This window comes from Jatrophihabitans sp. sgz311053, from assembly GCF_056135305.1.
In genome coordinates this window covers 1,730,398-1,755,740 of record NZ_JBWAXP010000001.1, presented here as the reverse complement: position 1 = coordinate 1,755,740, position 25,343 = coordinate 1,730,398, and the positions used below count along the sequence as shown (strand labels likewise).

23 protein-coding genes are annotated in these 25,343 nt (G+C 72.1%); 4 read left to right on the top strand and 19 right to left on the bottom strand.

Features of this window, described 5'->3' with window-relative positions; genetic code table 11:
- Window positions 1-87: 87 nt before the first annotated feature.
- Window positions 88-504, bottom strand: a complete 417-nt coding sequence (locus AC0NZQ_RS07790) for a MarR family winged helix-turn-helix transcriptional regulator (RefSeq protein WP_474529127.1) — start codon at window positions 502-504, stop codon at window positions 88-90.
- A gap of 134 nt (window positions 505-638) precedes the next feature.
- Between AC0NZQ_RS07790 and AC0NZQ_RS07785 the strand changes: the two genes are divergently transcribed.
- Entirely contained in the window at window positions 639-1,427 is a 789-nt protein-coding gene (locus AC0NZQ_RS07785; protein WP_474529126.1) for an alpha/beta fold hydrolase, read from the top strand.
- A 40-nt stretch (window positions 1,428-1,467) separates the two neighbouring features.
- On the opposite strand, the gene AC0NZQ_RS07780 is transcribed toward AC0NZQ_RS07785, so the two are convergent.
- The 15 genes from AC0NZQ_RS07780 to AC0NZQ_RS07710 all read right to left on the bottom strand — a co-directional run bounded on the left by AC0NZQ_RS07780 (window position 1,468) and on the right by AC0NZQ_RS07710 (window position 17,623).
- On the bottom strand, window positions 1,468-2,346 hold the full coding sequence (locus AC0NZQ_RS07780; protein ID WP_474529125.1) for a hypothetical protein: 879 nt from the start codon (window positions 2,344-2,346) through the stop codon (window positions 1,468-1,470).
- Window positions 2,343-3,458, bottom strand: a complete 1,116-nt coding sequence (locus AC0NZQ_RS07775) for a hypothetical protein (protein ID WP_474529123.1) — start codon at window positions 3,456-3,458, stop codon at window positions 2,343-2,345. Before AC0NZQ_RS07775 ends, AC0NZQ_RS07780 begins: the two co-directional genes overlap by 4 nt.
- A gap of 132 nt (window positions 3,459-3,590) precedes the next feature.
- Window positions 3,591-5,333, bottom strand: coding sequence for an Ig-like domain-containing protein (locus AC0NZQ_RS07770; protein WP_474529122.1), 1,743 nt, complete (start codon window positions 5,331-5,333; stop codon window positions 3,591-3,593).
- 105 nt (window positions 5,334-5,438) lie between these two features.
- The gene (locus AC0NZQ_RS07765) at window positions 5,439-6,731 is read right to left on the bottom strand and encodes a substrate-binding domain-containing protein (protein WP_474529121.1); all 1,293 of its coding nucleotides are present in this window, start codon (window positions 6,729-6,731) and stop codon (window positions 5,439-5,441) included.
- 126 nt (window positions 6,732-6,857) lie between these two features.
- The gene (locus AC0NZQ_RS07760; protein ID WP_474529120.1) at window positions 6,858-7,760 is read right to left on the bottom strand and encodes a sortase; all 903 of its coding nucleotides are present in this window, start codon (window positions 7,758-7,760) and stop codon (window positions 6,858-6,860) included.
- On the bottom strand, window positions 7,757-10,600 hold the full coding sequence (locus AC0NZQ_RS07755; protein WP_474529119.1) for a hypothetical protein: 2,844 nt from the start codon (window positions 10,598-10,600) through the stop codon (window positions 7,757-7,759). The genes AC0NZQ_RS07760 and AC0NZQ_RS07755 overlap by 4 nt, the downstream gene beginning before the upstream one ends.
- Complete coding sequence (locus AC0NZQ_RS07750; RefSeq protein WP_474529118.1) at window positions 10,597-12,318, bottom strand: substrate-binding domain-containing protein; 1,722 nt, start codon at window positions 12,316-12,318, stop codon at window positions 10,597-10,599. Before AC0NZQ_RS07750 ends, AC0NZQ_RS07755 begins: the two co-directional genes overlap by 4 nt.
- Window positions 12,319-12,342: 24 nt before the next feature.
- On the bottom strand, window positions 12,343-13,479 hold the full coding sequence (pstA, locus tag AC0NZQ_RS07745; protein ID WP_474529117.1) for a phosphate ABC transporter permease PstA: 1,137 nt from the start codon (window positions 13,477-13,479) through the stop codon (window positions 12,343-12,345).
- A 7-nt stretch (window positions 13,480-13,486) separates the two neighbouring features.
- Window positions 13,487-14,530, bottom strand: a complete 1,044-nt coding sequence (gene pstC, locus AC0NZQ_RS07740) for a phosphate ABC transporter permease subunit PstC (RefSeq protein WP_474529116.1) — start codon at window positions 14,528-14,530, stop codon at window positions 13,487-13,489.
- Window positions 14,527-15,348: a phosphate ABC transporter ATP-binding protein gene (locus AC0NZQ_RS07735; protein WP_474529440.1), complete on the bottom strand. Its 822-nt coding sequence runs from the start codon at window positions 15,346-15,348 to the stop codon at window positions 14,527-14,529. Before AC0NZQ_RS07735 ends, pstC begins: the two co-directional genes overlap by 4 nt.
- Window positions 15,349-15,353: 5 nt before the next feature.
- Entirely contained in the window at window positions 15,354-15,758 is a 405-nt protein-coding gene (locus AC0NZQ_RS07730) for a hypothetical protein (protein ID WP_474529115.1), read from the bottom strand.
- The gene (locus AC0NZQ_RS07725; protein WP_474529114.1) at window positions 15,755-16,270 is read right to left on the bottom strand and encodes a hypothetical protein; all 516 of its coding nucleotides are present in this window, start codon (window positions 16,268-16,270) and stop codon (window positions 15,755-15,757) included. The genes AC0NZQ_RS07730 and AC0NZQ_RS07725 overlap by 4 nt, the downstream gene beginning before the upstream one ends.
- 269 nt (window positions 16,271-16,539) lie before the next feature.
- Window positions 16,540-16,971 carry a CBS domain-containing protein gene (locus tag AC0NZQ_RS07720; RefSeq protein ID WP_474529113.1) on the bottom strand — a complete coding sequence of 144 codons (432 nt, stop codon included), beginning with the start codon at window positions 16,969-16,971 and terminating at the stop codon, window positions 16,540-16,542.
- A gap of 35 nt (window positions 16,972-17,006) precedes the next feature.
- Complete coding sequence (locus AC0NZQ_RS07715) at window positions 17,007-17,330, bottom strand: hypothetical protein (RefSeq protein WP_474529112.1); 324 nt, start codon at window positions 17,328-17,330, stop codon at window positions 17,007-17,009.
- Between the two features lie 119 nt (window positions 17,331-17,449).
- Window positions 17,450-17,623 carry a CsbD family protein gene (locus AC0NZQ_RS07710; RefSeq protein WP_474529111.1) on the bottom strand — a complete coding sequence of 58 codons (174 nt, stop codon included), beginning with the start codon at window positions 17,621-17,623 and terminating at the stop codon, window positions 17,450-17,452.
- A gap of 226 nt (window positions 17,624-17,849) precedes the next feature.
- On the opposite strand from AC0NZQ_RS07710, the gene AC0NZQ_RS07705 reads away from it, so the two are divergent.
- Window positions 17,850-18,809, top strand: coding sequence for a TetR/AcrR family transcriptional regulator (locus AC0NZQ_RS07705; protein WP_474529110.1), 960 nt, complete (start codon window positions 17,850-17,852; stop codon window positions 18,807-18,809).
- Window positions 18,810-18,826: 17 nt separating this feature from the next.
- On the opposite strand, the gene AC0NZQ_RS07700 is transcribed toward AC0NZQ_RS07705, so the two are convergent.
- Complete coding sequence (locus AC0NZQ_RS07700; RefSeq protein WP_474529109.1) at window positions 18,827-20,011, bottom strand: ROK family protein; 1,185 nt, start codon at window positions 20,009-20,011, stop codon at window positions 18,827-18,829.
- Window positions 20,012-20,102: 91 nt separating this feature from the next.
- Here AC0NZQ_RS07700 and edd point away from each other — a divergent pair, with 91 nt between their 5' ends.
- Together edd and eda are read left to right on the top strand one after the other, a co-directional pair.
- Window positions 20,103-21,950, top strand: a complete 1,848-nt coding sequence (edd, locus tag AC0NZQ_RS07695; protein WP_474529108.1) for a phosphogluconate dehydratase — start codon at window positions 20,103-20,105, stop codon at window positions 21,948-21,950.
- Complete coding sequence (eda, locus tag AC0NZQ_RS07690) at window positions 21,947-22,609, top strand: bifunctional 4-hydroxy-2-oxoglutarate aldolase/2-dehydro-3-deoxy-phosphogluconate aldolase (protein WP_474529107.1); 663 nt, start codon at window positions 21,947-21,949, stop codon at window positions 22,607-22,609. Before edd ends, eda begins: the two co-directional genes overlap by 4 nt.
- A gap of 41 nt (window positions 22,610-22,650) precedes the next feature.
- Here eda and AC0NZQ_RS07685 read toward each other — a convergent pair whose 3' ends face one another.
- Together AC0NZQ_RS07685 and AC0NZQ_RS07680 are read right to left on the bottom strand one after the other, a co-directional pair.
- A complete protein-coding gene (locus AC0NZQ_RS07685; RefSeq protein WP_474529106.1) occupies window positions 22,651-24,792 on the bottom strand; it encodes a PP2C family protein-serine/threonine phosphatase in 2,142 nt (713 codons plus the stop codon).
- Between the two features lie 71 nt (window positions 24,793-24,863).
- Window positions 24,864-25,322, bottom strand: a complete 459-nt coding sequence (locus AC0NZQ_RS07680; RefSeq protein ID WP_474529104.1) for an N-acetyltransferase family protein — start codon at window positions 25,320-25,322, stop codon at window positions 24,864-24,866.
- Window positions 25,323-25,343 lie beyond the last annotated feature (21 nt).

The following is a 25,343-nucleotide window of genomic DNA, read 5'->3' as shown; positions in this document are numbered from 1 at the left end:
GTCGTGCTAACGAGGGATGAACTAGCTGGCCCCGGCCATCAGGTCGGCAGCCGGCCTGACCTGCGGTCTGACATTCCGTCGTGATCCTCAGCCGTCGGTACCGAGCAGCTGCTCCAACAACCCTCCGAGCTGATCGAGCTGGCGCGGGGACAGGGCCGCGAAGGAATTCACGAGGACGCCGTCGACGACAGCAGCTCCCTTGGTCAGCAGGTCAGCTCCCTTCGCCGTCATCCGCAGCCGGACGGCACGACCGGGACCGGCACCGCGCTCGACCAGGCCACGATCGATCATCCGTGTCGCCAGCGTGCCGAAGGCCTGGTCGCTCTGGAAGATCAGCCGGGCCAGATCGTGCAGTGACGAGTCGGGGTTGCGGTCCAGGTGACGCAGGGCGTCCCACTGCACGAGGGTGAGGCCGAGTGGCGCCAGAGCGCCCTCGAGAGCGCGGTGGTGACGGATCTGGGCGCGCTTGATCGACAGCGCGACGTCCTGCACGGAACGGGCCATGAGGCCAACCTACGTCTCGGTAGCGGTTGTCTCAACTTGTTTATATCAACATGTTTATTTAGGGTCGTATCTGACGCAGCCCCCTCGCCCTGCGACCCGCGCCAGTCACGACCTGACAGAAAGAAGGACCAGCCATGAGCACCACCGCCGAACACACCGTCAGCACCCCCACCACCGGCCCCGTCCCGGTGACCGTCCTCGAGCAAGGCGCCGGACATCCGTTCCTGCTGCTGCACGGCGGCGCCGGACCGCAGTCGGTGGCTGCGTTCGCCGACGTGCTCGCCGACACCCGCCCCGCGCGGGTGCTGACCCCGATCCACCCCGGCTTCGGCGGCACCGACCGCCCGGACGCCCTCGCGTCGGTCGCCGACCTCGCCGCGCTCTACCTCGGCTTGCTCGACGAGCTCGACCTCGTCGACGTCACCGTGATCGGCAATTCCCTCGGCGGCTGGGCGGCGGCCGAGATGGCGATGTCGACGAGCTCCCGCATCAGCAGCGTCGTCATCGTCGACGCCGTGGGGCTGACCAGCGACACCGACCCCATCGTCGACTTCTTCAGCCTGGCCATGGACGAGGTCACCGAGCTGAGCTACCACGACCCCGACCGCTTCCGCACCGACCTCACCGCACTGCCCGCCGCCGCTCGGGAACTGATGGCCGGCAACCGTGCGTCCCTGCTCGCCTACGGCGGACGGACGATGACCGACCCCACCCTGCTCGACCGCCTGCCGGCCATCACTCTGCCGACCCTCGTCGTCTGGGGGGCCGCCGACCGCATCGTCGCCCCGAGCCACGGCCTGGCCTACAGCCGAGCCATCCCCGCGGCTCGGTATGACCTCATCGAGGACGCCGGCCATCTGCCCCAGATCGAGACCCCGGAGCGGCTGGCCGACGACATCTGGGCCTTTGCGCGCGGTCAGTGACAGCTTTTGCGCGAATTCGCGTGACACCGCGCGGGCATGCTCAGATGGCGCGCCGGCGCACGACGACCGCACCGGCGGCCAGCACCAGCACGAGGCCGGCCGCGACGAGCCACGGCCAGACGGCCCCGTCGGCCGCGCCGTGCGCGCGCTCGGCGGCGACCGGGCGGGCACCGTCCACGGCCGCCGGGCCGGTCGTCGCCGAGACGTCCGGCGTTGCACTCCGCCCGGCGCTCGCGGAGCCGGCCGCGGCGCTGCCGCGAGAGCTGCTGCGCTGCGCCCGCAGCTGCCGTGCCGACTCCGGCGCCGGCCGCGCGTGGTTCACCTCGAGCCGTGCCGCCGGCAGCGAGTCCAGCTCCACCGAGCGCGCCGAACCCGACGTGCAGTCCACCGGTCCCCCGCCCACCTGCTGCCACCGCGACCCGGTGATCTTCACCAGCAGCGCCGGGTAGCTGCCGCTGTACTGCGGTAGCCCGACGCCGGTGAAGATCATCCGCAGCTGGATGAGCCCCTGCACCTGCGGGGTGTAGGTCCCGGTGAAGTCGCCGAAGGAGGAGTCGATGGCGGTGGCCGCGGCCATCGGGTGCCGGGGGTTGGAGAAGGTCGAGGCGGCCGTCAAGGGCTTGCCCGACCAGTCGTAGGGGTCGACCTGCGGCCGCGGCTGGAAGCCCACGATGGACGCCTTGCCTCGCTGGTAGCCCGCCGGTGCCGGGACCGAGGAGACCGTCTTCCAGGCGAACGGGGTGCCGGCCAGCGCGCCGCCCCGGACCTGGTGACCACTGCGGTCGCAGAAGCCGAGGTACCCCGAGGCATTCGGATCGCTCACCGGCGGTGCCGCCGAGGCGGCGACGGGCCCGGTCAGGGCGACCGCGGCCGAGGCGGCCAGCGACAGCAGGGCGGGGACGAGACGGCGCGAGCTCATGACGGGACTCCGGTGGGTGAGAGGGCGGGAGAATTCCCGGGGCGCGGCCGGTGCCGCGCGGTGTCGGCGCGCCGATGGTGGCGGCGCAGCACCACGGCCCCGGCGGCGGCGACAACGAGGAGGAGGAGCACCACGAGCAGCGACCACGGCACCGCCCAGAAGCCGGTCGTCGAGGAGAAGGCACCGGGCAGGCCGGGGTCCGCGGTCCCCTTCACCACGAGCGGGTAGAGCGAGACGCGCGCGGTGAGCCGCAGCTGCGGCAGCACGTCCGGGACGGTGACCTCGACCTTCGCCGCACCACCGGGCAGCAGCAGCGGCACGTCCGCGGCGCGAGCGCCGTCCTCGCCGAACAGACCGCTCACCGTCACCCGCTGCCGGGCGCCGAGGGCGACGTTGCCGGTGTTGCGGACGGTGTAGCTGACGTGCGCCGATCCGGCGGCGAAGGGAGCGATCCGGCCGGCGTAGGAGGCCGAGAGGTCGCTGACCGAGAGCTGCGGTCGCAGGGTGCCGCTGATCCGGAACGACGCCCGCAGCGCGACCCGCTGCTCGAAGTCGATCAGCTGCCCGCTGCGGTTGCGGACCTTCGCGGTGAGTCCGGCGATGACACCGGCGACGTGGTCACCGGGGGCGGCCGAGGACGGCACGCTGATCTGCAGCGGCACCACCCGCGTCTGTCGCGGCGCGAGGGTGATGGTCGTGGCATTGCTCGGAGTGCGGAGCCGGATCCAGCGCGCCGCATCCGTCGCCTTGACCGAACGCGGCTGGTAGCCGATGCTGCCGTCGGCGTTGGCCGCCGCGTCCGCGGCGTAGAGGGCCAGCGTGGTGCGCCGCGACGACAGGTTCACCACGGCGATGCGGTCGACCAGGGTGGACCCCGGCGAGGCGAGGAAGGTCAGCGCGGAGCGGCCGTCGATGCCGCGGCCGTCGGAGGGCCCGATGCCGAAGCTGGCGTTCTGGCGCGCGGCCGGTGTCGGGCTCGCCACCGGCACGATCGCTGCCGGTTCGGCAGCCGTGGCCGGCGCGGCGACCGTCGCGGGGAGCCCCAACCCGGCCACCAACCCGGCGACCAGCGCGGTCGCCGCCAGGCGTCCGCGCAGAGTGCTCGTCGTCATGCCCGGAAGCCAAGTCGCCGGCCGGGTACGGGCCGGGAACGGATCGTTAACAACGGACGGACGTCCGGCGGGACAGCAGCTGCTGCCCCGCCGAACGTCCGCTGTCGTTCGGCCCTGCGAGATGCCGGCTGGTCAGCCGACGGTGAAGGTGATCGTTCCGGTGAAGAGCCCCGCCTCGGTCGAGGACGGCGCGACGACCGTGAGCGTGCCCTTGAGCGTCACCGTGCCCTGGCCCTTGTCGGCCGTGGCGATAGTGTGCGCCGCGGAGCCGCCCAGGCCCGCGCTGCCGGTGTCGGCGGGGGCGACCGGGTTGGTCGGCACCGCGTTGTCCAGCGTGGTCACCGCGCCGGTGAAGCCGGTGCCCTTGGTGACCTGCAGGCCGGTGAGGCCCACGTTCTGCGCGTTGATGGTGCTGTTGCTGTGCCCCTTGCCGTTGCTGAGCGCGCTGGAGAGTGCCTGCGCCGTCCACGGCAGGTTGCCCGCCCGGGTGTCGGTCACCTTGATGTCGTTGAAGGTGGCCGTCCCGGAGAACTTGCTGGAGTCCGACGCCAGCGCCAGGGTGCCGAGGTCGAGCGGGCTGGCGGCGGTGTACGGCGTGTCGATCACCAGCGTGCCGACGGGCACGGTGGCCTGGATCGGCTGCGGGTCGGTGCACTGCGCACCCGGCTGGGCGCAGGGCGAGCCCTGGGCCGGTGCCGTGGTGAAGGCCTGCGCCGCCGACTGCGACGCCTCGAAGCTGGTGACGTCGGTCGGGCTGAACTTCGCGACGACCGAGTGGGCACCGGCGGCAAAGCCGTTGGCCACGCTCAGCACGTAGGTGCCGGCGCTGGGCGAGGTGACCGTGCCGGCGATGGGCGAGGCGGCACCGTTGTCGTAGAAGGCCACCGTCCCCGAGCCGTTCGGCGTGCTGCCGGGGCCGGTGACGTTCGCCGTCAGCGTCGCCGCGCTGCCCGCGGTGGTGTAGTCGCCACTGACGGCGAGCGTGGTGGTGGTCGGGGTCGCCGGCGGGTTGACCACGAGCGTGGTCGTGCCGCTGGAGGCAGCGTAGTCGGCCGCCGAGGACGGCGTGTACGTGGCGGTGATCGTGTGCGAGCCGGCGCTCAGCGACGACGTCGTCGTCGAGGCCGTGCCGTTGCTGACGGTGACCGGGCCGTTGAGCTGCGTGCTGCCGTCGCTGAACTGGACGGTGCCCGCCCCGCCGCCGGTGACGGTCGCGCTGAGCGTGACGCTGCTGCCGGCGGTGACCGGGTTGGGCGTCGCGGTGACGGCGGTGGAGGTCGACGTGGCGACCTTCGGGTAGACCTGGCTCCAGGTACCTGCCGACGAGTCGAACGCGATGTCGGTGGCCCAGAAGGAGCTCTCGCTGGGCAGTCCCTGGCCGGAGTCCTTGAGTCGCACCTGGATGAGGTCCTTGTACCCGGCGGTGGTGTCCAGCACGGCGCCACCGGCCGCCGCCTTGAGGTTGGCCTCGTTCGCCGCGACCTTGACCGTCGGCTTGCCATTGGCCGCGGCGACCGCGCCGGGCGCGCTCGCCAACGGGAAGGTGGTCGGGCCGGCCGCGGTGACCGTGTACCACTCGGTGGTGTCGGCCTTGTTGTGGTCGGGGAAGCCGAAGAGCAGCGTCGCCTTGGTGGTGGCCCGCTGCGAGGCCGTGGCCGCGACCGCGTAGTCGAAGAGGTGGTTGAGGTTGCTGCCGCCGGTGACCTGCTTGCCGTTGGCGTCGTAGAAGTTGATGGCGCCGTAACCGTCGCTGTTGGCGTCGGGCTCCCAGGGCGGCGTCGACGCGGCCAGCGCCGACGTCGTCCCGAGGAACAGGCCCCCGCCTGTGATCGCGAGAGCCAGGGCTCCGGCGATCTTCCTGTTGCTAAGCTTCACGAGCTTCGTGACCTTTCCGGGTTGGTGAAGTGACTGCGGATCACGCGGGGCGGGTGTGGCGACACCCGCCCCGCGTCGTACGTGTGGGCCCCCGCCCGTGCGGGCTCAGGCGCCCTGGTTGTAGACGTACTTCGGGGTGACACCGGCCGCCGAGATGGCTGCCTGCGCAGCACCCGAGGCGAACCACGGCGCACCGCCGGGGCCGTACTCGGCACCCGTCGTCGGGTCGACGACGCAGGACGACGAGCCCGGCGTCGGGCACGGGTTGTAGAACATCGTCCGCACCCAGTTGAGGTTCGAGCCGGGCTGGAATTTCTTGGTGCTGGCGATGTCGGCGTGACGGAAGTACAGGTACAGGTCACGCACCGGCGCGAAGCCGCCGATGAGCTTGACGTTCGGGGCGAGCGTCGAGGTCGAGCCGGTGCAGGCCGCCGGCGTCGTCGACAGCCCGGACGGCAGCGGGCAGCTGGGGTCCTTGAAGTAACCCGACGGGCTCACCTGGGCGCCGGTGGAGTCCTTGCCGAGGAACAGGTTGAGACGACCGACCGACATCGGCTCGATGGCGTTGGCCGAGTTGCCGGAGCCGTCGATGGCCTCGGGGTCGTTCTCCTCGACGTTGGTGACGCAGCTGCCCAGCGTGGGGTTGCCGATCTGACCGAGGAAGTAGTCACGCGTGCCCGAGCCGGGCTGCGGGATGAGCGGCTTGATGGTGCCGGTGCCCGTGCCGCCGACCTGGTCCCATGTCGTCAGGGTGCAGTTGTAGATGCCGGTGAGCTGGTCCTTGGTCAGCGACGCCGGCGCGTTGGTCGTGGTCGACGAGAGCATCTGCAGCGGGTCGGAGGCGACCGTGACGCTGTCGTAGAGCGTGCCGTCCGGGGTGCGCTTGGACGAGGCGCGGGAGAAGTCGACGAGGTTGCTGATGCTCTTGCCGGTGGTGCGGTTGGTGTCGGCCTTGAGCAGGTTGTATCCGGCACCCGAGCCGTTGGGCCGCTGCGTCGGGCTGAGCCCGGCACGAAGCACCACGGTGGGGTTCAGTGTGCAGGGCGTGTCGGTGTGGGCACTGTTCTGGTTGCCGGTGCCCTGGGTGGTGCCCGAGCCCGGCGCACAGGCGTTCGTGCCGCCCAGACCGCCGGTGCCGTAGGCGAGCCGGCTGTTGGCGTCGGCAGTCGCGTCGACGGAGATGAACTTGTTGCGGACGTTCTGGTTGTAACCCGGGTTACCGGTGTAGTCGCCGTCGGCGGCGAAGTCCACCAGCTGCTGCAGGGTGTCCGAGCCGACGCCGACGACGTCGTTCGGGGTCGGCGCGTAGTCCGCGTGCGCCGCGGTCGGCGTGACGAGCATCGTGGCGGCCACGGCCGCCGCGATGCCGAAGCCGACCTTGATCGACCTTCCGGTCATGAGGCAGTCCTTTCGAGGTGGGTGCTGTGCGCGCTCAGCCTCATGGCCTCACCCCTCGCTCTCAGGTCCCGTCCGGTAACAGGGGATGAACCCGCTGCGCTGAACGTCCCGAGACGGACATTCCCCCTACATCAGGTTGGGCAGCAGCTGCACGGCGGTCTCGCTGGCGCCCCAGAGCGCGGCCAGGACCACCGGTACCGCGACGAGCCAGGTCTGTCGCCGACCCCAGCGGGTCTGCGCCCAGACCCCGGCCACGACCCCGCCGAGCAGCAGCGCCAGCCAGAGCACCAGCGGGAAGAGTGCCGAGGAGTCGGTCTGCATGGCCGTCTCGTACGCCGGCACCGCGGCCGGACGCCCCGACGGCGTCCCGAAGGGCGTGCTCGCCAGCGACGCGTCGACGTAGACGGTGCGCCCGGTCGTCAGCGCCGAGTCCTCGGCCGTCACCAGGGTGAGCCGACCCGCGCCCGCGGCGAGGGTGGCCGGAAACGGGTCGCCCTGACGGCGGACGTCGTCGACGACGTACTTGGCCAGGCCCTCCCCCGTGCGGACGGTGAGGGTGTCGCCGGCCCGCGCGTGGGCGAGGCCGCCGAAGGGACCGCCGAAGAGCGTCGAGCGGCCGTAGACGAGGCTGACGCCGGCCTGACCGGGCAGCGGGGTGTCACGCCGGTGACCGGGACCGCTGGTGAGCTGGTCGGCGGCCGTCCCCTCCACGATCACCTCGTCCCGGATCCCGGCCGACGGCATCGACATCACGCCGACCGGCGCCCCCGGCTCGATCGCGCCGCCGAGCGGGGCGGTGGCCTCGGCGACCTGCTGCCGGAACTGCGCGTAGAGCACGTCCTGGTCGTGGTCGTGGGTGAAGGCGGAGAGCCAGAGGCCGTAGACCACCACCCAGCCGATGAGGAAGGCCAGTGCGGCGGCGGTCCAGGCGACGGCCGCGCCGGTGGTCGAGCGCGGCGCGGGCGCGAAGTCCTGAAGCTGCGGACGGGGCAGGGTGGGCCGCCGTCTCGGCCGGTCGAGCAGCGTCATCGCCGGAAGGCCCTTCGTCCGATGCCGCCGGAGTAGACGGCGACGCCGAGGGACAGCAGTGCCAGCACCAGCAGGATCGGCAGGAGCTTGCCGGCGACGCCGGCGTCGAGTGCGGTCGTCCTGCCCACCGGTGCCGCGTTCGGCTGGGTGACCGGTGCCGAGGACGCCGGCGCCGAGCTGGTCGCCGCAGCCGATGACGTCGGTGTCGTCGGCTGGCTGGCCGGGGAGCCCGGCGCGACCGCGACCGGCGCCGCACCGGAGGTCCCCGGCACGTCGCGGACCGGCGTGACGCGCGGCGCGCGGGTCGGTGGCTGACCGGCACCCTTGCTCGGCTTGCCGCCCCCCGCCTTGCCGCTCACGTACGGCACGGTGCCGCTCTGCTCGGCCACGGCGCGGGCCGCGGTGGCGGTGTAGTCCGCCAGCGGGGCCAGTGCGCCGGTGAGCGGCAGGTAACCCGGCGGCAGGTCACCGGCACCGTTGCCACGGAGCTGGCCACGGCCGGCGACGAAGCGCAGCAGCTGCCCGTACCGGCCGGCCTCGGCCCGCGAGAGACCCTTCGTCGGGACGTCGATCGACATCAGCACCGTCCCCGGATAGGCGGTCGCGCTGCGCCGCAGTGCCGGGTACGAGACGGGCCAGGTACCCATGGCGTCGTCCGGCCGGAGCAGCCTGCCCGCCGCCAGCAGCGCGGCGTCGGTGGGGGCGACGAAGCGGCGGCCCTCGCCGGTGTCGAACTGGCCGTCGCCGTCACCGGTTCGGGTGGTCTGCAGCGCCGCCGTGTTCAGCTGGTAGCGCTGGGCGTCGGCCAACGACACCAGCCCGAGCAGGAACCGCTGCCCGGCGTTCTGCCGGCCGATGGCCGTCAGCCGCTGGGTCAGCTGGCCGTTGTCCTTGCAGGTCGTCTGCGAGTTCGAGATGTCGAACTGCATGTGCAGTGCCACCGTGGCCGGGTTCGACACCGGCGAGGCCACCAGTGGCAGCCACGGCACCGGGTTCTGGGTCAGGCAGAGATTGGCACCGGTCGGCAGCGTGGCCAGGTGCGTGTCGAGCAGCGGCCAGCTCGGGACGGGGAGCTGGATGCCCCGGTAGGCCTCGTTCACCGTCATGCCCCACGGGTCGGGGTAGCCGTTGAGGAATTCGCGCGCCTCCGGGTCGGCGTCGAGGTACCCGGTGAGCGCGGTCATGAGGTCCGAGTCGCTGGACATCACCTCGAGGGTCGAGGCCGCCTGCAGGTAGTTGGTCTCCGGGATGCCCGGGTTGAGTGCCTGGAACTCCGGGTCGCGCGACATGTCGATGGGGTTGTTGCGCATCCGCGCAAATCCGGAGTAGCGCGCCTCTTTCGTCGTGAAGTCGAGGCAGGTGGCGCAGCTGCGGTAGGACTCGCTGAGCAGTTTGGCGAGCAACCGCGCATTCAGTCTGACCTCGACCGGCTGGCCGTCCGCGCCGTCGATGGTGGCGACAACGGCGAAGCCGGAGACTGCGGCCGGAGCCTGGACCACCGGTTTTCGGAACGCTACCGCGGGCGGTGCCGCCTGGATCGCCGCCTGGATGGAGCCGGTGTCGAGCAGGTTCTTCGCCTGCGGCTCGCTCGTCTGGACGTGACGCAGCGTGTACAGCTTCGGGTCGAGGCAGAAGTGCGGCGCCCACTGCAGGGTCGCCTGCAGCATGGCCTCGGAGCCGTAGGCGTAAACCGAGGTCGCGTTGCCCGAGGTGTCGCAGGCCGCCGCCGACGGCGCGAAGCGCAGCGGGATCGAGATGCGGTTGCGCCAGTTGGAGGCACTCCACCAGAGCTGACCGGTCACCGCGAGATCCGGCGTCTCGCTGGCACCCGGGTTGAGCTCCTCCGGGTCGAAGTGACCGGTCTGGCCGCACTCACTCTGCAGCCGCGGCTGCAGGGCTGCCGGCGGACGCGTACCCGGCGCCATGCCGAGGTCAGGTCCGCTCGCGGTCCCCGCGACGTCGCAGCTCAGCCCCATGATCGGGATCACCACCAGCGAGCACTTCACAGTGTCGCTGCAGCCCAGGGAGGCGTTGGACTCCGCGGTCTGCATGACGAACTTCGTGCTGCCGTCGCCGTTCTTGTCGGCGACGCCGTAGGTCGTGCTCGCCGGCTGCAGCGAGTCCGACGAGTCGGCAGCCTCGGGCGCCATCCCCGCGCAGCCTCGGGAACCGCCGTCGTAGCGCGTGCCGTCGGCCGCGACGAAGGGGACCCAGCGCGAGGCGGTGAGCGGCGAGCAGCCGGCGGGAAGCGGGCTCGGCTGGTTCACCGTGATCGCCCGGTCAGTGGTGGTGGCGTACCGGTCGAGGCGGTACGGCGGGAAGACGGTGCCGGTCTGCGAGTACTGGAACCGCTCACCCGGCGTCTGCGTCCAGCAGGTCTCCGGGCTGATCTGCTGCGCTGCCGGGACGGAGGTCGAGTCGACGCCCCGGCACTGCATCACCACGACCGGGTACTCCTGCTGTGACGCCGTCGGGCCGTCGTTCTTGTCGACGACGATGCCCCCGGTGGGGTGCGCGTTGCGCCAGCTGACGGTGACGGCGTCGCGATCACGCAGCTGTGCGGTGTCGCCGACGGAGACGGTGACCTCCCGCTTCTCGACCGAGACGTCCTTGCCGTCGACCAGATTGATGCGAGAGACGCTCTTCTCGCGCGTGACGGCACTGTCGGAGGGGGCGACGGCGGCCGTGGCGACCGCGGCCCGGGCGGCGGCGGAACGGGGAGCGGGTGGCTGCGCGGTCACCGGCGTGGTGCCGAGCGGGGCGACGAGGGCGACCAGTGCCGCAACGGTCACGATGCGCGGGACGGTGCGGCCGCGGGAGGCGGCACGTGGGCGGTTCATGCCGAGGTCTCCCGGCGGCGGCGGAGCACGAAGAGGTAGAGCACGGGCGGCAGCACCAGGATGACGATGACCTGCAGCAGCGCCAGCGGCCCGAGCAGACCCGTCATGCCGTCACGCCGCGACGAGGCGAGCTCGGCCGGTTCGGCCTGTCCCCCGCCGCCGCTGCCGCCGGCGCCGGTGCCCGTCGTCACCGCCTGCCCGGTCTCCGGGTCGATCTTCGTGGCGCCAGCGCTGGCCCCGGCGGTGGCACCCGCCGCGGCGCCACCAGCGCCGGTCGCGGTCCCACCCGCACCGCCGGTGGTCCGGCCCGCGGTCCCGCCGGCTGCGGCGGGGGTGTTGCTGCCACCGCCGTTGCTGCGCACGCCGCCGGCGCCGTTGTCGTTGTTGCCGGTGCCCACCGCGGGGCTGGTCCCGTCGTCGTTGCACGGCCCGGCGCCCTGCTTGTCGCAGGCCGGCGGCAGCGGGGCGCGCTGCGCGAGTCGGTTCTCCTTCGGGTTCCTCGGGTTGAAGGTCGGGTTGTCGCACTTGGTGGCGTTGCTCTTGCTGATGTCGACCTTGGGATCAGCGGCCTGGAGCTTTCTGGTCTGCTCGAAGCTGGCCTGGACGAGATTGAGCGGCAGCGGCGAGTAGCCGATCGGCCCCATCTCCTTCTGTCCCTCGCAGACCGCGAAGTTCAAATAGTCGGCGAGCGTCTGCCGCTTCGCCGTCGTCATCCGCGGATCGTTCTTGCCGGTCGGGATGAGGAAGTAGGAGTACGACGACATCGGGTAGGCCTGCTTCTCCGGTGCGACGTAGACCTGGCGCAGATCCTGCAGCAGGTAGTTCGGCGAGTTCTTGTCGCGGTTGATGTTGGCGTGGGTGAGGGCCACGGCGACGCTGTACTGGTCGGGCAGCGTGTAATAGCCGGCCTTGTTGAGCAGCTTCGCCACCGGAAATGCCTTGGCGAGCGGGTAGGAGTACTCGTCGTAGCCGATGGCGCCGTTGGCGGCCGCGGAGGAGACGAAGTTCATGACGCCGTCGGAGCCGCTCTGGGCGATGCCCTGGCCGCCGCTGGGTGACGGATAGAACTCGGTGAAGCCGGAACGACCGAAGAAGGGCCGCCAGATGCCGGGGTACTGCGCGTCCAGGTAGGTCGTGAACTGCGCGGTCGAGCCGGACCCCTCGGAGTGGACCACGGGGATGATGGGCAGCGACGGGAACTTCCGGCCGTTGTTGTCCCTGCTGATCTGGGCGTCGTTCCAGTTCCTGATCTTGTAGGTGAAGATCTTGGCCAGCGTCTCGCCCGAGAGCCGCAGGTTGCGCACCAGCTTGCCGCCGACCTTGAGCTGGTACGGGAACGACGTCCCGCCGGCGACGATCGGCTCGTAGGCGAAGTCGCGGCACTTGCCACCGCCGACACAGTTGGTGTCGTCCTCGCCGGTCTGCTTGTTGGTGCCCTGGTAGCCGATGTCGCTGACGGCGAAGTCGGTGATGCCGTTGGCGAAGTCCTTGCGGCCCTGGGCCGAGCCGTTGCCGGTGTAGACGACCTGCAGGCCGTTGGTCTGCACGTCCGAGACCCACTGGTTGACGGCGTTCGCGCTCCACGACGAGCCGGTGCCGTTGATCTGCGCGCGGCTGGGGGCGGCCCCGGCCGGGTGCGTGGTGGTGACGAGCGTGAGCGCGAGGGTGACCGAGCCCGCGGCGAGCAGGCGGAGCCGGCGTGGCGTTGACGTGCGCATGAGGATCCTCAAACCGGAGTGGGGTCAGCGCCCGCGCGACTTGTCGCGAGCGAGGAATCGGGTGGTGACGAAGAGGACGAGGACGAGGAACAGCAGCAGCGTGGCGGCGCCGTACCCCCGGGCGATGTACTGCGGTTGTCCGCTGCGCACCGCCGAGAAGATGAACAGGGGTAGCGAGTTCATGGGGTCGGTCAGCGGGTTCTTGTTGAAGAAGGTCGACGCGCCGGAGACGATCAGCAGCGGCGCCGTCTCGCCGGCGATCCGGGCGATGCCGAGGATCACCGAGGTGGCCAGTCCGGAGCGTGCCGTCGGCAGCACCACGCGCCACACCGTCTGCCACTTCGAGGCACCGAGGGCGAGGCTGGCCTCGCGCAGCCCGCTCGGCACGACCCGCAGCACGACCTCGCCCGAGCGGGCGATGATGGGGATCATGGTGACGGCCAGCGCGAGCGCGGCGGCGAAGCCGGTGCGCTGCCAGCCGAGGCCGATGATGAGGAACGCGTAGACGAACAGGCCCGCCAGGATGTCGGGCAGTGCGGTCATGGCCTCGACGACGGTCCGGGTGATCTTCGCCGCCCTGCCACCGACCTCGGCGATGTAGATGGCGGTGCCGAGACCCAGCGGCAGCGAGATGGCCGTCGCGATGCCGATCTCGATGCCGGAGCCGACGACCGCGTGCAACACGCCGCCCTCGCTCAACGGCGCCGTGGGGCGGACACCGGCCATGTCCTCGGTGTAGAAGTTGGCGTGGGTCAGCGCGGGCATGCCCTTGCTGACGATGAACCAGACGATCCACACCAGCGACGCGCCGATGAGGGCGGCGCCGCTCGTCACGACGGCCGCGGCGAGCCGGGAGACGACGATGGGGCGGGGGTTGCCGAGCGCGCTGACCCCGGCGTAGACCGCCAGGAAGACGAGCCACCAGCAGACCACGAAGCCGAGTGCGCCGCTGAAGGGCAGCAGCTTCTCGTAGCCCAGCCAGGTGAGCGCGAGCGCGGCGGCGATGCTGCCGACGACGCTGCCCAGCTCGTCACCGGTACCGGTGACGATGCGGCGCGGCACGTCCGGTGGTGGCGCGTCGGGGCGCGGTCCTACGGCGACCGGGTCGGCGGCGGACTCGGGGACGGCGCTCTGCTCGGGACGGTCGAGGGTCGATGTCATGGGGACCTCAGATGTCCGTGGCCGAGCCGCTGCGACTGCGGCCGACGAAGACGGCGGCGACGGTGTTGACGCCGAGGGTGATGAGGAAGAGCACGAAGCCCGCGGTGAGCAGGGCCGACAGCTGCGCCGACGTCGCCTCGCCGAAGCGTGAGGCGATGAGAGCCGAGGTGGTCTGCGTCCCCGTGGTCAGCACGTTCAGCTTCAGGTCGTAGGCCGGGGAGATGATGAGCAGGACGGCGATGGTCTCGCCGAGGGCGCGGCCGAGGCCGAGCATGGTGCCACCGATGATGCCGCCGCGGCCGAAGGGCAGCACGACCGTCCGCACCATGCCCCACTTCGTGGACCCCAGCGCGTAGGCGGCTTCCCGCTCGCCGATGGGGGCGAGCGAGAAGACGCCCCGCATGACGGCACAGGACATCGGCATGATCATCATGGCGACGCAGAGGCCGGCGATGAAGGCCGACGAGGTGTACTGCGACGGCGCCCACGAGGCGGCGTCCGGGTCGGTGGAGACCGCGAAGAACGGCAGCCAGCCGAGGTGTTGGCTCAGCCAGCGGGAGAGGTAGATCGCCTGGTCCTGCAGCAGGAAGAAGCCCCAGAGCCCGTAGATGATGCTGGGGATCGCCGCCATCAGATCGACGATCGCAACGAGCGTGGACTTGATCCGCACCGGCGCGTACTCGCTGATGTAGAGCGCGGTCAGCAGCGCCAGCGGGAATCCCACGACGAGCGCGATGACGGCGACCTGGATCGTCCCGACCAGCACCGCGGCGATGCCGACGCGGTCCAGTTCGGGCTGCCACTGCGTCTCGGTGAAGAAGCCGAGCCCGTACCGCTCGAGCGTGGGAATCGACTGGTAACCGAGGAAGACGCCGATCGCGCCGGTGAGCACCAGCACGAACCAGCCGATGCCCCGCGACGCCGCCGCGAAGACGTGGTCCGAGGGTGGCAGCGCCGGGTCGATGCGGCGGGGCGTGTCGACGGCGACCGGGATCGGCTCGGTCGGGTGGTCGTGCTCGTCGTGGCGCGGGTCGAAGAGCGACAGGCTCATCCGAAGCGTCCGTTGACGTAGTCCGAGGTCCGCTCGTCCTGCGGGTCGCTGAAGATCTGCTCGGTCTCGCCGGCCTCGACGATGCCGCCGGGTGTCCCCTGCGCGGCGAGGAAGAAGGCGCACTGCTGCGAGACCCGCGCCGCCTGCTGCATGTTGTGGGTGACGATGACGATGGTGATCTCCGGCGCGAGCTCGGCGATCGTCTCCTCCACGCGGCGGGTGGAGGTGGGGTCCAGGGCCGAGCAGGGTTCGTCCATCAGCAGCACGTCGGGGTCGACGGCGAGCGAGCGGGCGATGCAGAGCCGCTGCTGCTGGCCGCCCGAGAGCGCCGAGCCGGGAGTGTGCAGGCGGTCCTTGACCTCGTTCCAGAGCCCGCCCCGGGTCAGGCAGCGTTCGATGAGGTCGGCGCGGTCGCCGCGCGACACCTTCATGCCGGTCAGCTTCAGCCCGGCGGTGACGTTGTCGGCGATGGACATCGCCGGGAACGGGTTGGGCTTCTGGAACACCATGCCGATGCGGCGCCGGGTCTCGGTGATGCGCTGGCCGGGACCGTAGATGTCGGTACCGTCGAGCAGCACCTCACCGGCGAGCTTGGCGCTCGGCACCGACTCGTGCATCCGGTTGAGGATGCGCAGGAAGGTCGACTTGCCGCAGCCGGAGGGTCCGATCAGCGCAGTGACCGAGCGGGCCGGCATCGTCAGCGAGACCCGGTCCAGGACCTTGGCCGAGCCGAACCAGGCCGACACCGCGCGGGCGTCGAGCTCGGCCGGCTGGCGGCGCGACGCCGGTGGGACGGGCGGGACGGGGGCGTGCTCCATGACGGTCATGCGGTCTCCCGGACGGCAGGGGCGGGGATGGTCCAGCGCGGCGCGCGGCGGCGGCCCGCGGTGTCGGTGACGGTGACGGCGATCCGCGCCGAGGCGAACCGGCCGGCGATGTCGCCGAGGACCTGCTGGCAGCGGATCTGCCGGTCGAAGGAGTTGGTGGCGGCGACGACGACGATCCCGTCCAGCGAGAGCTCCCAGGACCACCGCCCCTGCGGCACCCGCCGGGAGCGGGGCTGCAGCCGGGCGGCAGCCGCCTGCAGCCGGCGGATGTCCTCCCGGCAGGCGCGCTCGTCCACGTAGAGGCGGGTACCACGGGCGGTCTCGCGATTGTTGGGGGCGAGCAGTCGCCAGCTGACACCGGCGCCGCTGCGGTCGGCGAAGAGCTGGATGTGGTGGCTCACGACGTCACCCCCGCGGCGGTGTCGGCAGCGGTACCGGTGGTGGCCTCGGCGGGGACGGCATAGCCGCGCAGCGTCTCGGGGCCGAAGCAGCGCACGGGTCCGTGCTGCGGGTCAGCGCGGCCGGCGACGTCGACGAATTGCGTGAATCCACGCAAACACTCGGTCCGGCGGAGGTAGCGATGGGTGGAGACCGCACTGCCGCCGGGCACGTCCAGACGCCAGTGCCAGTAGGCACCGAGGCGCTCGACCTCCACGCCGAGCTCGACGCCGGCGGCGGGACCGAAGTCGGTCGCGGCTGTGCCCGCCTCGATCACCGCGGGCGAGAGTCCGGCGATGACGGCGGCCGCCGTCGCGCGGCAGGCGGCCAGCCCCGCCGACACCGCTGCAGAGCGGCCGAGCGGTCGGTTGTTGGCCGCCTCCAGGCGCCACGCGAACGGGCTCCGCAGACCCGGGGTGAGGTCGTCGGTCAGGAAGACGAAGCGGGGCGAACGCCGGTCCGGCGGCAAGGGCATGAGGTGCTCCCGAGGAGAGTGCCTGCGGCCTCGGTGGCCGCGGGGGAACACTCACGCCTGAGAGCGCTGTAAGCGTGTCGCGAAGATGAACGACGCACGTGCGCCTCGCTGCTTTCCGCTCGGAGACGGAAACTCGCGACAAAGGTCCGGGCCGGGGACGAGCCGGGCGCCACCGAAGCCGGGTCGAAGGGCCCCTTGCGCGGCGACGAGACGAGTCCCGGCGGCGGGGATGGACCGAGGCTGCGGATCGCGGGCCAGGAGCGCCGTGCCTATCCGTGAGCCGCCCGTTCCAGGGCGCGCTCGCGGACGTCCCGATCGCTGCAGAAGCCGAGCCGGCTCCGCTTCAGACAGAGCAGCCCGAGGAGGCGGCCATCGTCGTCCACGACGGCGAGGCGGCGACCACCACCGGCGTCGAGCCGTCGGCGAGCCTCGGCCAGCGGCAGATCAGCGGTCGCGGTGCGGCCGGCGAGCCGACCGAGGGGCAGGGCGGGGTCGGCGTCGGCGGCACCGGCCAGGTCGTCACGCTCGACGACGGCGAGCAGCCGACCGTCGGAGACGATCACGGCGGCGTGCACGTGGTCGTCGGCGAAGAAGTGGCGCAGCTGCGCCACCCGCACCTCCGGCGTCGCGACCGGGATCTCGGTCAGCATCGCCTCTCCCACGGTCCCCGCGACGAGGGCGCGGTCGTCGCAGGGGCGCATGACCTCAGTCTGCCCCGGTCGGCACGTCGACGCTGTCACGGCCGGGACAGACCGGCGTGACGCTTCGCACGGCGGTAGCTCTCGGCGATCTGCTCGGCCGTCGGGTCGTCGTCCTCGTCGCTGTCGGTGGAGGGATCGTGCTTACGACACGTGGTGAACTTCGTCCCCTCGACGGGGCAGCGGCCCCGCCGCCAGCACCAGCGGGCGTGACAGACCCGCTGCCGGTAGAGCCCGATGAGCCCGCCGACGATGGCGAACTCCCCGAGGTCGGAGCCGAACCCCGACCAGAAGCCGTACCAGGTGCCCGACGTGTCGTTGCTCCCCGTCACGGTCAGGAACCACTGCCAGATCGCGTCCATGACCATCGCCTACCCCACCGGCGGTCACGCGACGCCGACACGATGAAGCCGGCCCGACCTGCCGCAGGTGGGCGGCGGTCGGACCGGCTGTGCGCCATCGGCGCGAAGCCGTGGCGGGTTCAGTTCTTGAAGGCGTCCTTGACGTTCTCGCCAGCGTCCTTGAGGCTCGACTTGGACTGGTCCTTCTTGCCCTCGGCCTCGAGGTCCTTGTTGTCGGTCACGCTGCCGATGGCCTCCTTCGCCTTGCCGACGGCGTCCTCGGCAGCGTTCTTGAGCTTGTCAACGGCACTCATGACAGATCCTCTCTGATCGACTGTCGGGCGGGGTGTCCCGTCCGCTTCGGCCGGGTCGTGTACCGCCCGACACCCGAATGTTTACCCCGTAAACGCCGCCTCAAACCTTCGGTGATGACCAACACAATTGGGTGCGATGCATCCCACTCGGGTCCGGCCGGCCGGGTAGGCAACCGGCGAGACCTAGGGTGAGAGAGCACTCGGCGGACCCCCTTCAGGAGGCGTGATGACCGAACCGACCGCGACCGGCGGCCGGCCCCGGCAGTTCACCGACGACGACATCCTGCGAGCCACCGTCGGCCTCGTCGAGGCCGAAGGCATCGGCCGGCTGACGATGCGACGGCTCGGCAAGGCCCTGGGCGTCGAGGCCATGGCGATCTACCGCTACTTCCCGAGCCGGCAGGAGCTCGTCACCGCCCTGGTCGACTGGGTGGTGCTGGAGACCTCGACCGATCCCGAGCTCCAGTTCGATCACGCCGACGACTGGCGCGACTACCTCGACCGGCTCGCCCACGGCATCCGGCAGATGGCGCTGACCCACCCGCGGGTCTTCCCGCTGATCGCCACCACCCCCACCACCGCGCCGTGGATCCGGCCGCCGATGCGATCGCTGCAGTGGGTCGACGCGTTCCTGGCCGGCCTGCAGGATCACCACTTCCCGCCGTCGGCCGCGGTGACGGTCTACAAGCGTTTCAGCAGCTTCCTGCTCGGACACCTGCTTTTGGAAGTCGCCGCCCTCGACGCCGACCGCGGCCGTCCCGCCGCGCCGGCGGACGAGACCGACGCCGATCGGCGCGTCGCCCGCGCCCAGCGCACCGCCCGCGCCGACGCCGCCGAGGCGGCCATGGCCCACGGCGACGGGCCCGAGGCGGAGGAGATCGTGGCGGCCGCGACCGCAGACCGCGCGCAGGCACTGGCCGACGAGCCCGCGGTGCTCGCCGCCGAACCCGGCGTCGCCGCGGAGACCGCCGCTGCGCAGGACGCGCTACCGTCAGGTTCGACCGGAGCGGCCGAGGCCGACCTCCCCCTCGCCGCCGCGATGCCGGCCGCCGACGGTCCGGACCTCGGCGAGTACCCCCATGTCCGGGAGCTCGCCGGCCTCCTCGCCGCCGACAGTGCTCCGGTCGACTTCGAACGCGATCTGGACCGACTGCTCGACGACATGGCGAGCCTGCGCCGACCCTGACCCGGCCGACGCCCGGCCTACGACACCGATCGGCGGCCCGCGAGCCGGGCGTCGACCGCCTCGGCACTGAGCACCCGGCGCAGCGCCAGCGACGCCGTCCCCCGAACGCCCGAATCGGCCGAATGCGTCGCCGCCACCACCTGCAGGTCCCGGCTGGCCGTGGCCGTCGCGTCCCGGTAGAGCGTCTCGCGCATGCCGGAGACGAGCAGGTCGTAGGCAGGCGCCATGTCCCCGCCGACCACGATGACGGCCGGGTCGAGCAGGGTCACCGCCACGGCCAGCACCTCGCCGACGATCTGACCGCTGCGCCGGATCGCCTGCCGCGCCGCAGCGTCGCCGTCCAGCGCGCGCTGCACGACGTCGCGGACGTGGGTGATGCCGGCCTCGGCGCCACCGAGGTCGCGCACGAGAGCCCAGCCGCCGGCCACCGCCTCGACGCAGCCGGTGTCGCCGCACCGGCACTCCACCCCGGCGGCACCGGCGTACTTCACGTGCCCGATGTCGCCGGCGGCGCCGCGCGCACCGTGCTGCAGCCGACCGCCGGCGACGATGGCGGCGCCGAGACCGGTCGAGGCCTTGAGGATCAGCGCATCGGCGTGGTCAGCCAGGTGCGCGTCGGCCTCGGCGAGGGCGATGACGTTGGTGTCGTTCTCGACGTAGACCGGGACGGCGTCCGCCCCGCCCAGCTCGGCGAAGTACGGCGCGAGCGGCAGTCCGCTCCAGCGTCGCATGATCGGCGAGTCCAGGCTGCTGCCCGCCTCGACATCGACGGTGCCGGGGATGCTGACGCCGACGGCGACGAGCGGCGCGGAGGTGCCGGCCCGCTCGAGCAGGGTGGCGAGCTCGGCGGCGACCTGACGCAGGATGTCGTCGGGGTGGGCGCCGACCTCCCGTCCGGCCTGGTCGATCTCCCCCGCCGCCAGCACCTCGCCGGCGAGGTCGGTGACGCTCAACCGCGTGCGACTGCGGCCGATGGCCGCCGCCGCCACGATGCCGGCACCGTCGTGGAAGCGCAGCCGCACCGGCGGGCGTCCGACGCCGTTGCCGGCCTCCTGCACCTCCAGTACCAGTCCGGCAGCGACGAGAGCGTCGAGGCGGGCCGCCACGGCGGTCCGTGACAGGCCGGTGAGGCGGCCGACGTCCGGGCGGGTCGCCGCGCGACCACTGCGGATCAGCGTCAGCACCTCACCCGCACTCGCCATCCGGACAGCATAGTTTTGCTTGTCGTACACGTAATTTTGCATTTTTAGAGCAGAACTGATGTAGCGTGCGTCACGACGAGAGGAGCGGCCCGTGCCGATCACCGCCATCGACGAGGTCACCGAACGACTCATCGCCCGCAGCGAGACCACCCGGACGGCCTATCTGGCCCGTACCGCCGAGGCAGCCCGCTTCGGCACGTCGCGCAGCCGGCTGGGCTGCGCCAACCTGGCCCACGGCTTCGCCGCCGAGGAGCCCGCCGTCAAGACCGACCTGCGGCGCAGCAGCAAGCCCAACGTCGCCATCGTCACGTCCTACAACGACATGCTCTCGGCCCACCGTCCCTTCGAGGACTATCCGCGCCGGCTCAAGCGGGCCATCGCCGGGGCGGGCGGCATCGCACAGGTCGCCGGGGGCGTCCCGGCCATGTGCGACGGCATCACCCAGGGCCGCGACGGCATGCAGCTGTCGCTCTTCAGCCGGGACGTCATCGCGATGTCCACCGCGATCGCGCTCTCCCACGACATGTTCGACGCCACCGTCATGCTCGGCGTCTGCGACAAGATCGTCCCCGGCCTGCTCATCGGCGCGCTGTCCTTCGGCCATCTGCCGACCGTGCTCGTCCCGTCGGGTCCCATGACGAGCGGCATCCCGAACGGCGAGAAGGCGCGGGTGCGCAAGCTCTTCGAGCGCGGCCTGGTCGACCGCGAGACGCTGCTGGACGCCGAGGCCGCGAGCTACCACGGCCCCGGCACCTGCACCTTCTACGGCACCGCCAACAGCAACCAGCTGCTGATGGAGATCATGGGCCTGCACCTGCCCGGCGCCAGCCTCCCCAACCCCGGCACCGAGCTGCGCGAGGCCCTCACCACCGCCGCCGCGGCCCGGGTCGTCGCCATCGCCAACGACGGCCCCGAGTACACCCCGATCGCGGACGTCGTCGACGAGCGCGCCGTGATCAACGGCTGCGTCGGACTGCTCGCCACCGGCGGGTCGACGAACCACACCATCCACCTCGTGGCCATCGCGCGCGCCGCGGGCATCCAGCTGACCTGGGACGACATCGCCGACCTGGCACGTCACGTCCCCCTGCTCGCCCGCATCTACCCCAACGGCGCGGCGGACGTGAACCACTTCCACGCCGCCGGAGGGATCCCGCTGCTGGTGCGCGAGCTGCTCGACGCGGGCCTGCTGCACGAGGACGTCCGCACCGTCGCCGGTCGCGGGCTGCGGCGCTATACCGAGGAGCCGGTCGTGACCGACACCGGCGTCGCCTGGCGGCCGGGGCCGGCCGTCTCGCTGGACCACGACGTGCTCCGACCGGTCAGCCGCCCCTTCTCCCCCGACGGCGGGATCCGCATCGTCACCGGCAACCTGGGTGCGGCCGTCGTCAAGGTCTCGGCCGTCGCCCCCGAGCACCGGGTCGTCACCGCCCCGGCGCACGTCTTCGACGACGGTGACGAGTTCCTGCGCCAGTTCCGCGCCGGACAGCTCAACCGCGACGCCGTCATCGTGATCAGGCACCAGGGTCCGGCCGCCAACGGCATGCCGGAGCTGCACGGCCTCACCGCCGCACTCGGCGTCATGCAGGACGCTGGCCACCGGGTCGCGCTGGTGACCGACGGCCGGATGTCCGGTGCCTCCGGCGCCATCCCGGCGGCCATCCACGTGACGCCCGAGGCGGCGGCGGGTGGGCCGCTGGCGCGGGTGAGCCACGGTGACCTGGTCACCCTCGACTGCGACGCCGGCACCCTGACGATCCACGTCGACGAGCTCGACCTCGCCGCTCGCCGACCCGCGGCCGGTCCCCCGTCCGAGACCTTCGGCACCGGCCGGGAGCTCTTCGCCGCCTTCCGGGCCCACGTGGGCCCGGCCGACCAGGGCGCCTCCGTCTTCGGCTCCCGTACCCCTGTCCCCTTCGAGCATCGGACCTCCGCATGACCACCACTGCCCCCGCGACCCTGCGACCCGTCGGGCGCAGCGTGCTCGACCTCGCCCCCGTCGTCCCCGTCGTCGTGATCGACGACGCCGCGCAGGCCGTGCCGATGGCCCGAGCGCTCGCCGCGGGTGGTCTGCCCATCGTCGAGGTCACGCTGCGGACCCCCGCCGGCCTGGACGCCATCCGTGCCATCGCCGCCGAGGTCCCGGAGGTGCTCGTCGGGGCGGGGACGGTCTGCAGTCGTGAGCAGGCAGCGGCCGCGGCCGACGCGGGCGCCGGCTTCCTCGTCAGCCCCGGCAGCACGGACCGGCTGCTCGACGCCCTCGCCGAGGTCGGGTTGCCCTTCCTCGCCGGCTGCGCCAGCCCGTCGGACATGATGCGGTTGCTCGAGCGCGGGATCACCGAGGCCAAGCTCTTCCCCGCGACGGCCGTGGGTGGCACCGCGCTGCTGCGCGCCGTGGCCGGACCCCTGCCGCAGCTCCGGTTCTGCCCCACCGGCGGCATCACCGCCGCGACCGCCCCGGACTTCCTGGCGCTGCCCAACGTCGGCTGCGTCGGCGGTACCTGGCTCACCCCGGCGGACGCGCTGCGCTCCGGCGACTGGGACCGGGTCCGCGATCTGGCCCGCGCCGCCTCCGGGCTGTCGGGCCACCACGGCTGATGCCCGGCGGCCCGCCCCGCGCCGCGGGGCAGGCCGGGGGCTCAGTCCCGGACGCGGATGACCAGCACGCAGGTGTCGTCGGCCTGCTCGGGTGAGACCAGCGCTCCGGTGATGGCGTCGCGGGTCTGCTCGGCGCTGGCGTCGACGTCCAGGGCGGTCAGCGTGCGCTCCAGGGCGTCGAATCCGGCGTCGAGGTCGCTGCCGCGCCGCTCGATCAGTCCGTCGGTGTAGAGGACCAGCGTGCTGCCGGGCTGCAGGTCGAGCGTCGCCTGCTCCACGCGGCGGGCGTCGAAGATGCCGACCGGGGAGGTCCGCGCCTCCTCGAGGCGTGCCACGCTGCCGTCGGGAAGGCGGAGCATGGCCGGTAGGTGTCCGGCGGAGGTGTAGGTCACCTTGCGGGTCCCCCCCGCCGCCGACCCCTCGGCCGGGTCGTCGATGAGCAGGTAGAGGACGGTCGCGAACGACGCCGTCCCGAGATCGCGGACGAGCCCGTCGAGCTTGGTGATCACCTGGGCCGGCTCGTGCCCCTCCCAGGCCAGGGTGCGGACCATGGAGCGCAGCTGCCCCATCATCGCCGCCGCCTTCATGTCGTGGCCGATGACGTCGCCGACCGCGGCGCCGATCCACGGGCCGGGCAGCACGACGATGTCGAACCAGTCACCGCCGACGGCGGCGTCGGCGGCCGGGATGTAGCTCGCCGAGATGTCGAAATGTTCCAGCGTGGGCAGATCGGGGAGCATGCTGCGCTGCAGCGTCAGGGCGGCGTCCCGCTCCATCGAGTAGAGCCGGGTGTTGTCCAGGGCCGCGCCGGCGCGCATGGCGAGGTCGGCCAGTGCGGTGACCTCGTCGGGGTCGTCGAAACCGCCGGCCGGCCGCACCATCACCAGCAGTCCGGAGAGCACGCCGCGGGCGAGCATCCGCGCGAAGAGCACGTGGTACTGCTGGTCCTCGGCACCGCCCTCCTCGGCCGGCGCCTCCATCTTGAGGATCAGCGGCCACTGCGTGGCGGGGTTGGTGATGGCCGAGAGCACCTGCCGCTCGCGGGTGGAGAGGAACTCGCGCAGCTCGTCCTCGGTACGCCAGAAGTCCACCCCCACCTTCGCGGGTGCCGCCGCCACGGCGATCTCGGCCAGGGCGCCACCGTCGACGGCCAGCACGGCGCACCAGCCGTCGAAGTGGGAGACGACCAGCGAGGGCAGGTCACTCAGCAGCTCGGCGGCCGAGGAGAGGTAGGAGGTGAGCGCCGCGCCGACGGCCGCGACGGCCCGCTGCCGGGCGCTGCTCGCCTCCGCGCGCTGGACGGCCACCTGCAGCGCACGTTCGGCGTCGACCCGCTCGGTGACGTCGGTCTGCACCCCCACGTGGTGGGTCAGCCTCCCCGCCGCGTCGAATACCGGTGAGATGACGAGGTGATTCCAGAACGCGGTGCCGTCGGCTCGGTAGTTCAGCAGCGTCTCGTTGACCAGCTCGCCGTCGCGCAGGCCCCGGCGGATCCGGGCGACGGTCTCAGCATCGGTGAGAGGCCCTTGCAGCAGGCGGCAGTTTCGGCCGATCACCTCGTCGGCCGGGTAGCCCGTGGTGCGCTCGAAAGCCGGATTGACCCAGACGAGGGGGTCGTCGTCGGCGGTCGCGTCGGAGATCGAGAAGGCCAGCTGGGAGGCGACGACGGCGCGATGTCGCAGGTCGGCCGCGCCGGCCTGCGCCTGCGCCACCGCCGCGGTCTCGCGCAGCGGCAGCAGGACCACCAGCGCCTGCCGGCTCAGCGGCCCCGGCGCCTCGTTCATCGGCGTGCCGATCACCCACAACTGCTCGCGGGCCGCGCTGACGTCCGATCCACGCAGCGCCGTCACCATCTCGCCGTTCACCGGGTGGCCGGCCGCGACCTTGGCCAGCGGAGTTGCCGTCGACTCCAGCTCGTCGCCACTGGCGTCGCGCAGGCCGGCGCGCTCGGACCACTCCGCGACGTCCACGGGGAGGGTGAGCTCCGGCGCCAGCTGCCGGGCCAGGTCGTTGGCGTAGGTCACCTGCGCCCGGTCGAGATCGACCAGCAGCACCGCGGACGGAGAGTCGGCCACGACGCGGGAAAGTGAGGTCGCGCCGAGCTGGTCGGCGACCGCCTCGGTCGGCGGCTCAGCGACGCCGGGCAGCCCGCCGCTGCGCGGGGCTCTCGCATCCGGTGGCACGCAATGATTCTGCCAGCACCGGACGTCCGCGAATAGCCGCCGGCGCTCCGGATCGCGCAGCGGCGCCGACCTCAGAGGTCGAACCGATGCGGGACAGTGTCGTTCGCCTCGTGATATTGGACGAATCCCATGGCGCGGTAGTACGCCAGCCCGGCGGGGTTGTCGGCGCCGATGGTGGCGTCGATGTGCCGGAGCCCCGCTGCTCGCGCCGCGGCCAGCGTGACGGCGAAGAGGCGACGACCCAGCCCGCCGCGGCTGGCATCGGGATGGATGTGGGTCCCGATGATGCCCCAGCCCGGCGTCACACCGTAGGGATTGCCAGCCCATGCGCGCTTCAACGACTGGAACCCCATCACCCGACCCTCCCGCTCGGCGACGGTGCAGGCGATCGAGTGCTCGGTCTCCAGGTAGCGCTCACCGATGAGCGCCACGTCCACCGGGCCGGACCGCAGACCCGCGCGGAAGATCGCGTTCTGCACCTCCGCCAGCCCCTCGGCGTCGGTCGGCAGGGCGGGGCGCAGCTCGGTCACGCCACTATCCTGCCCACCGTC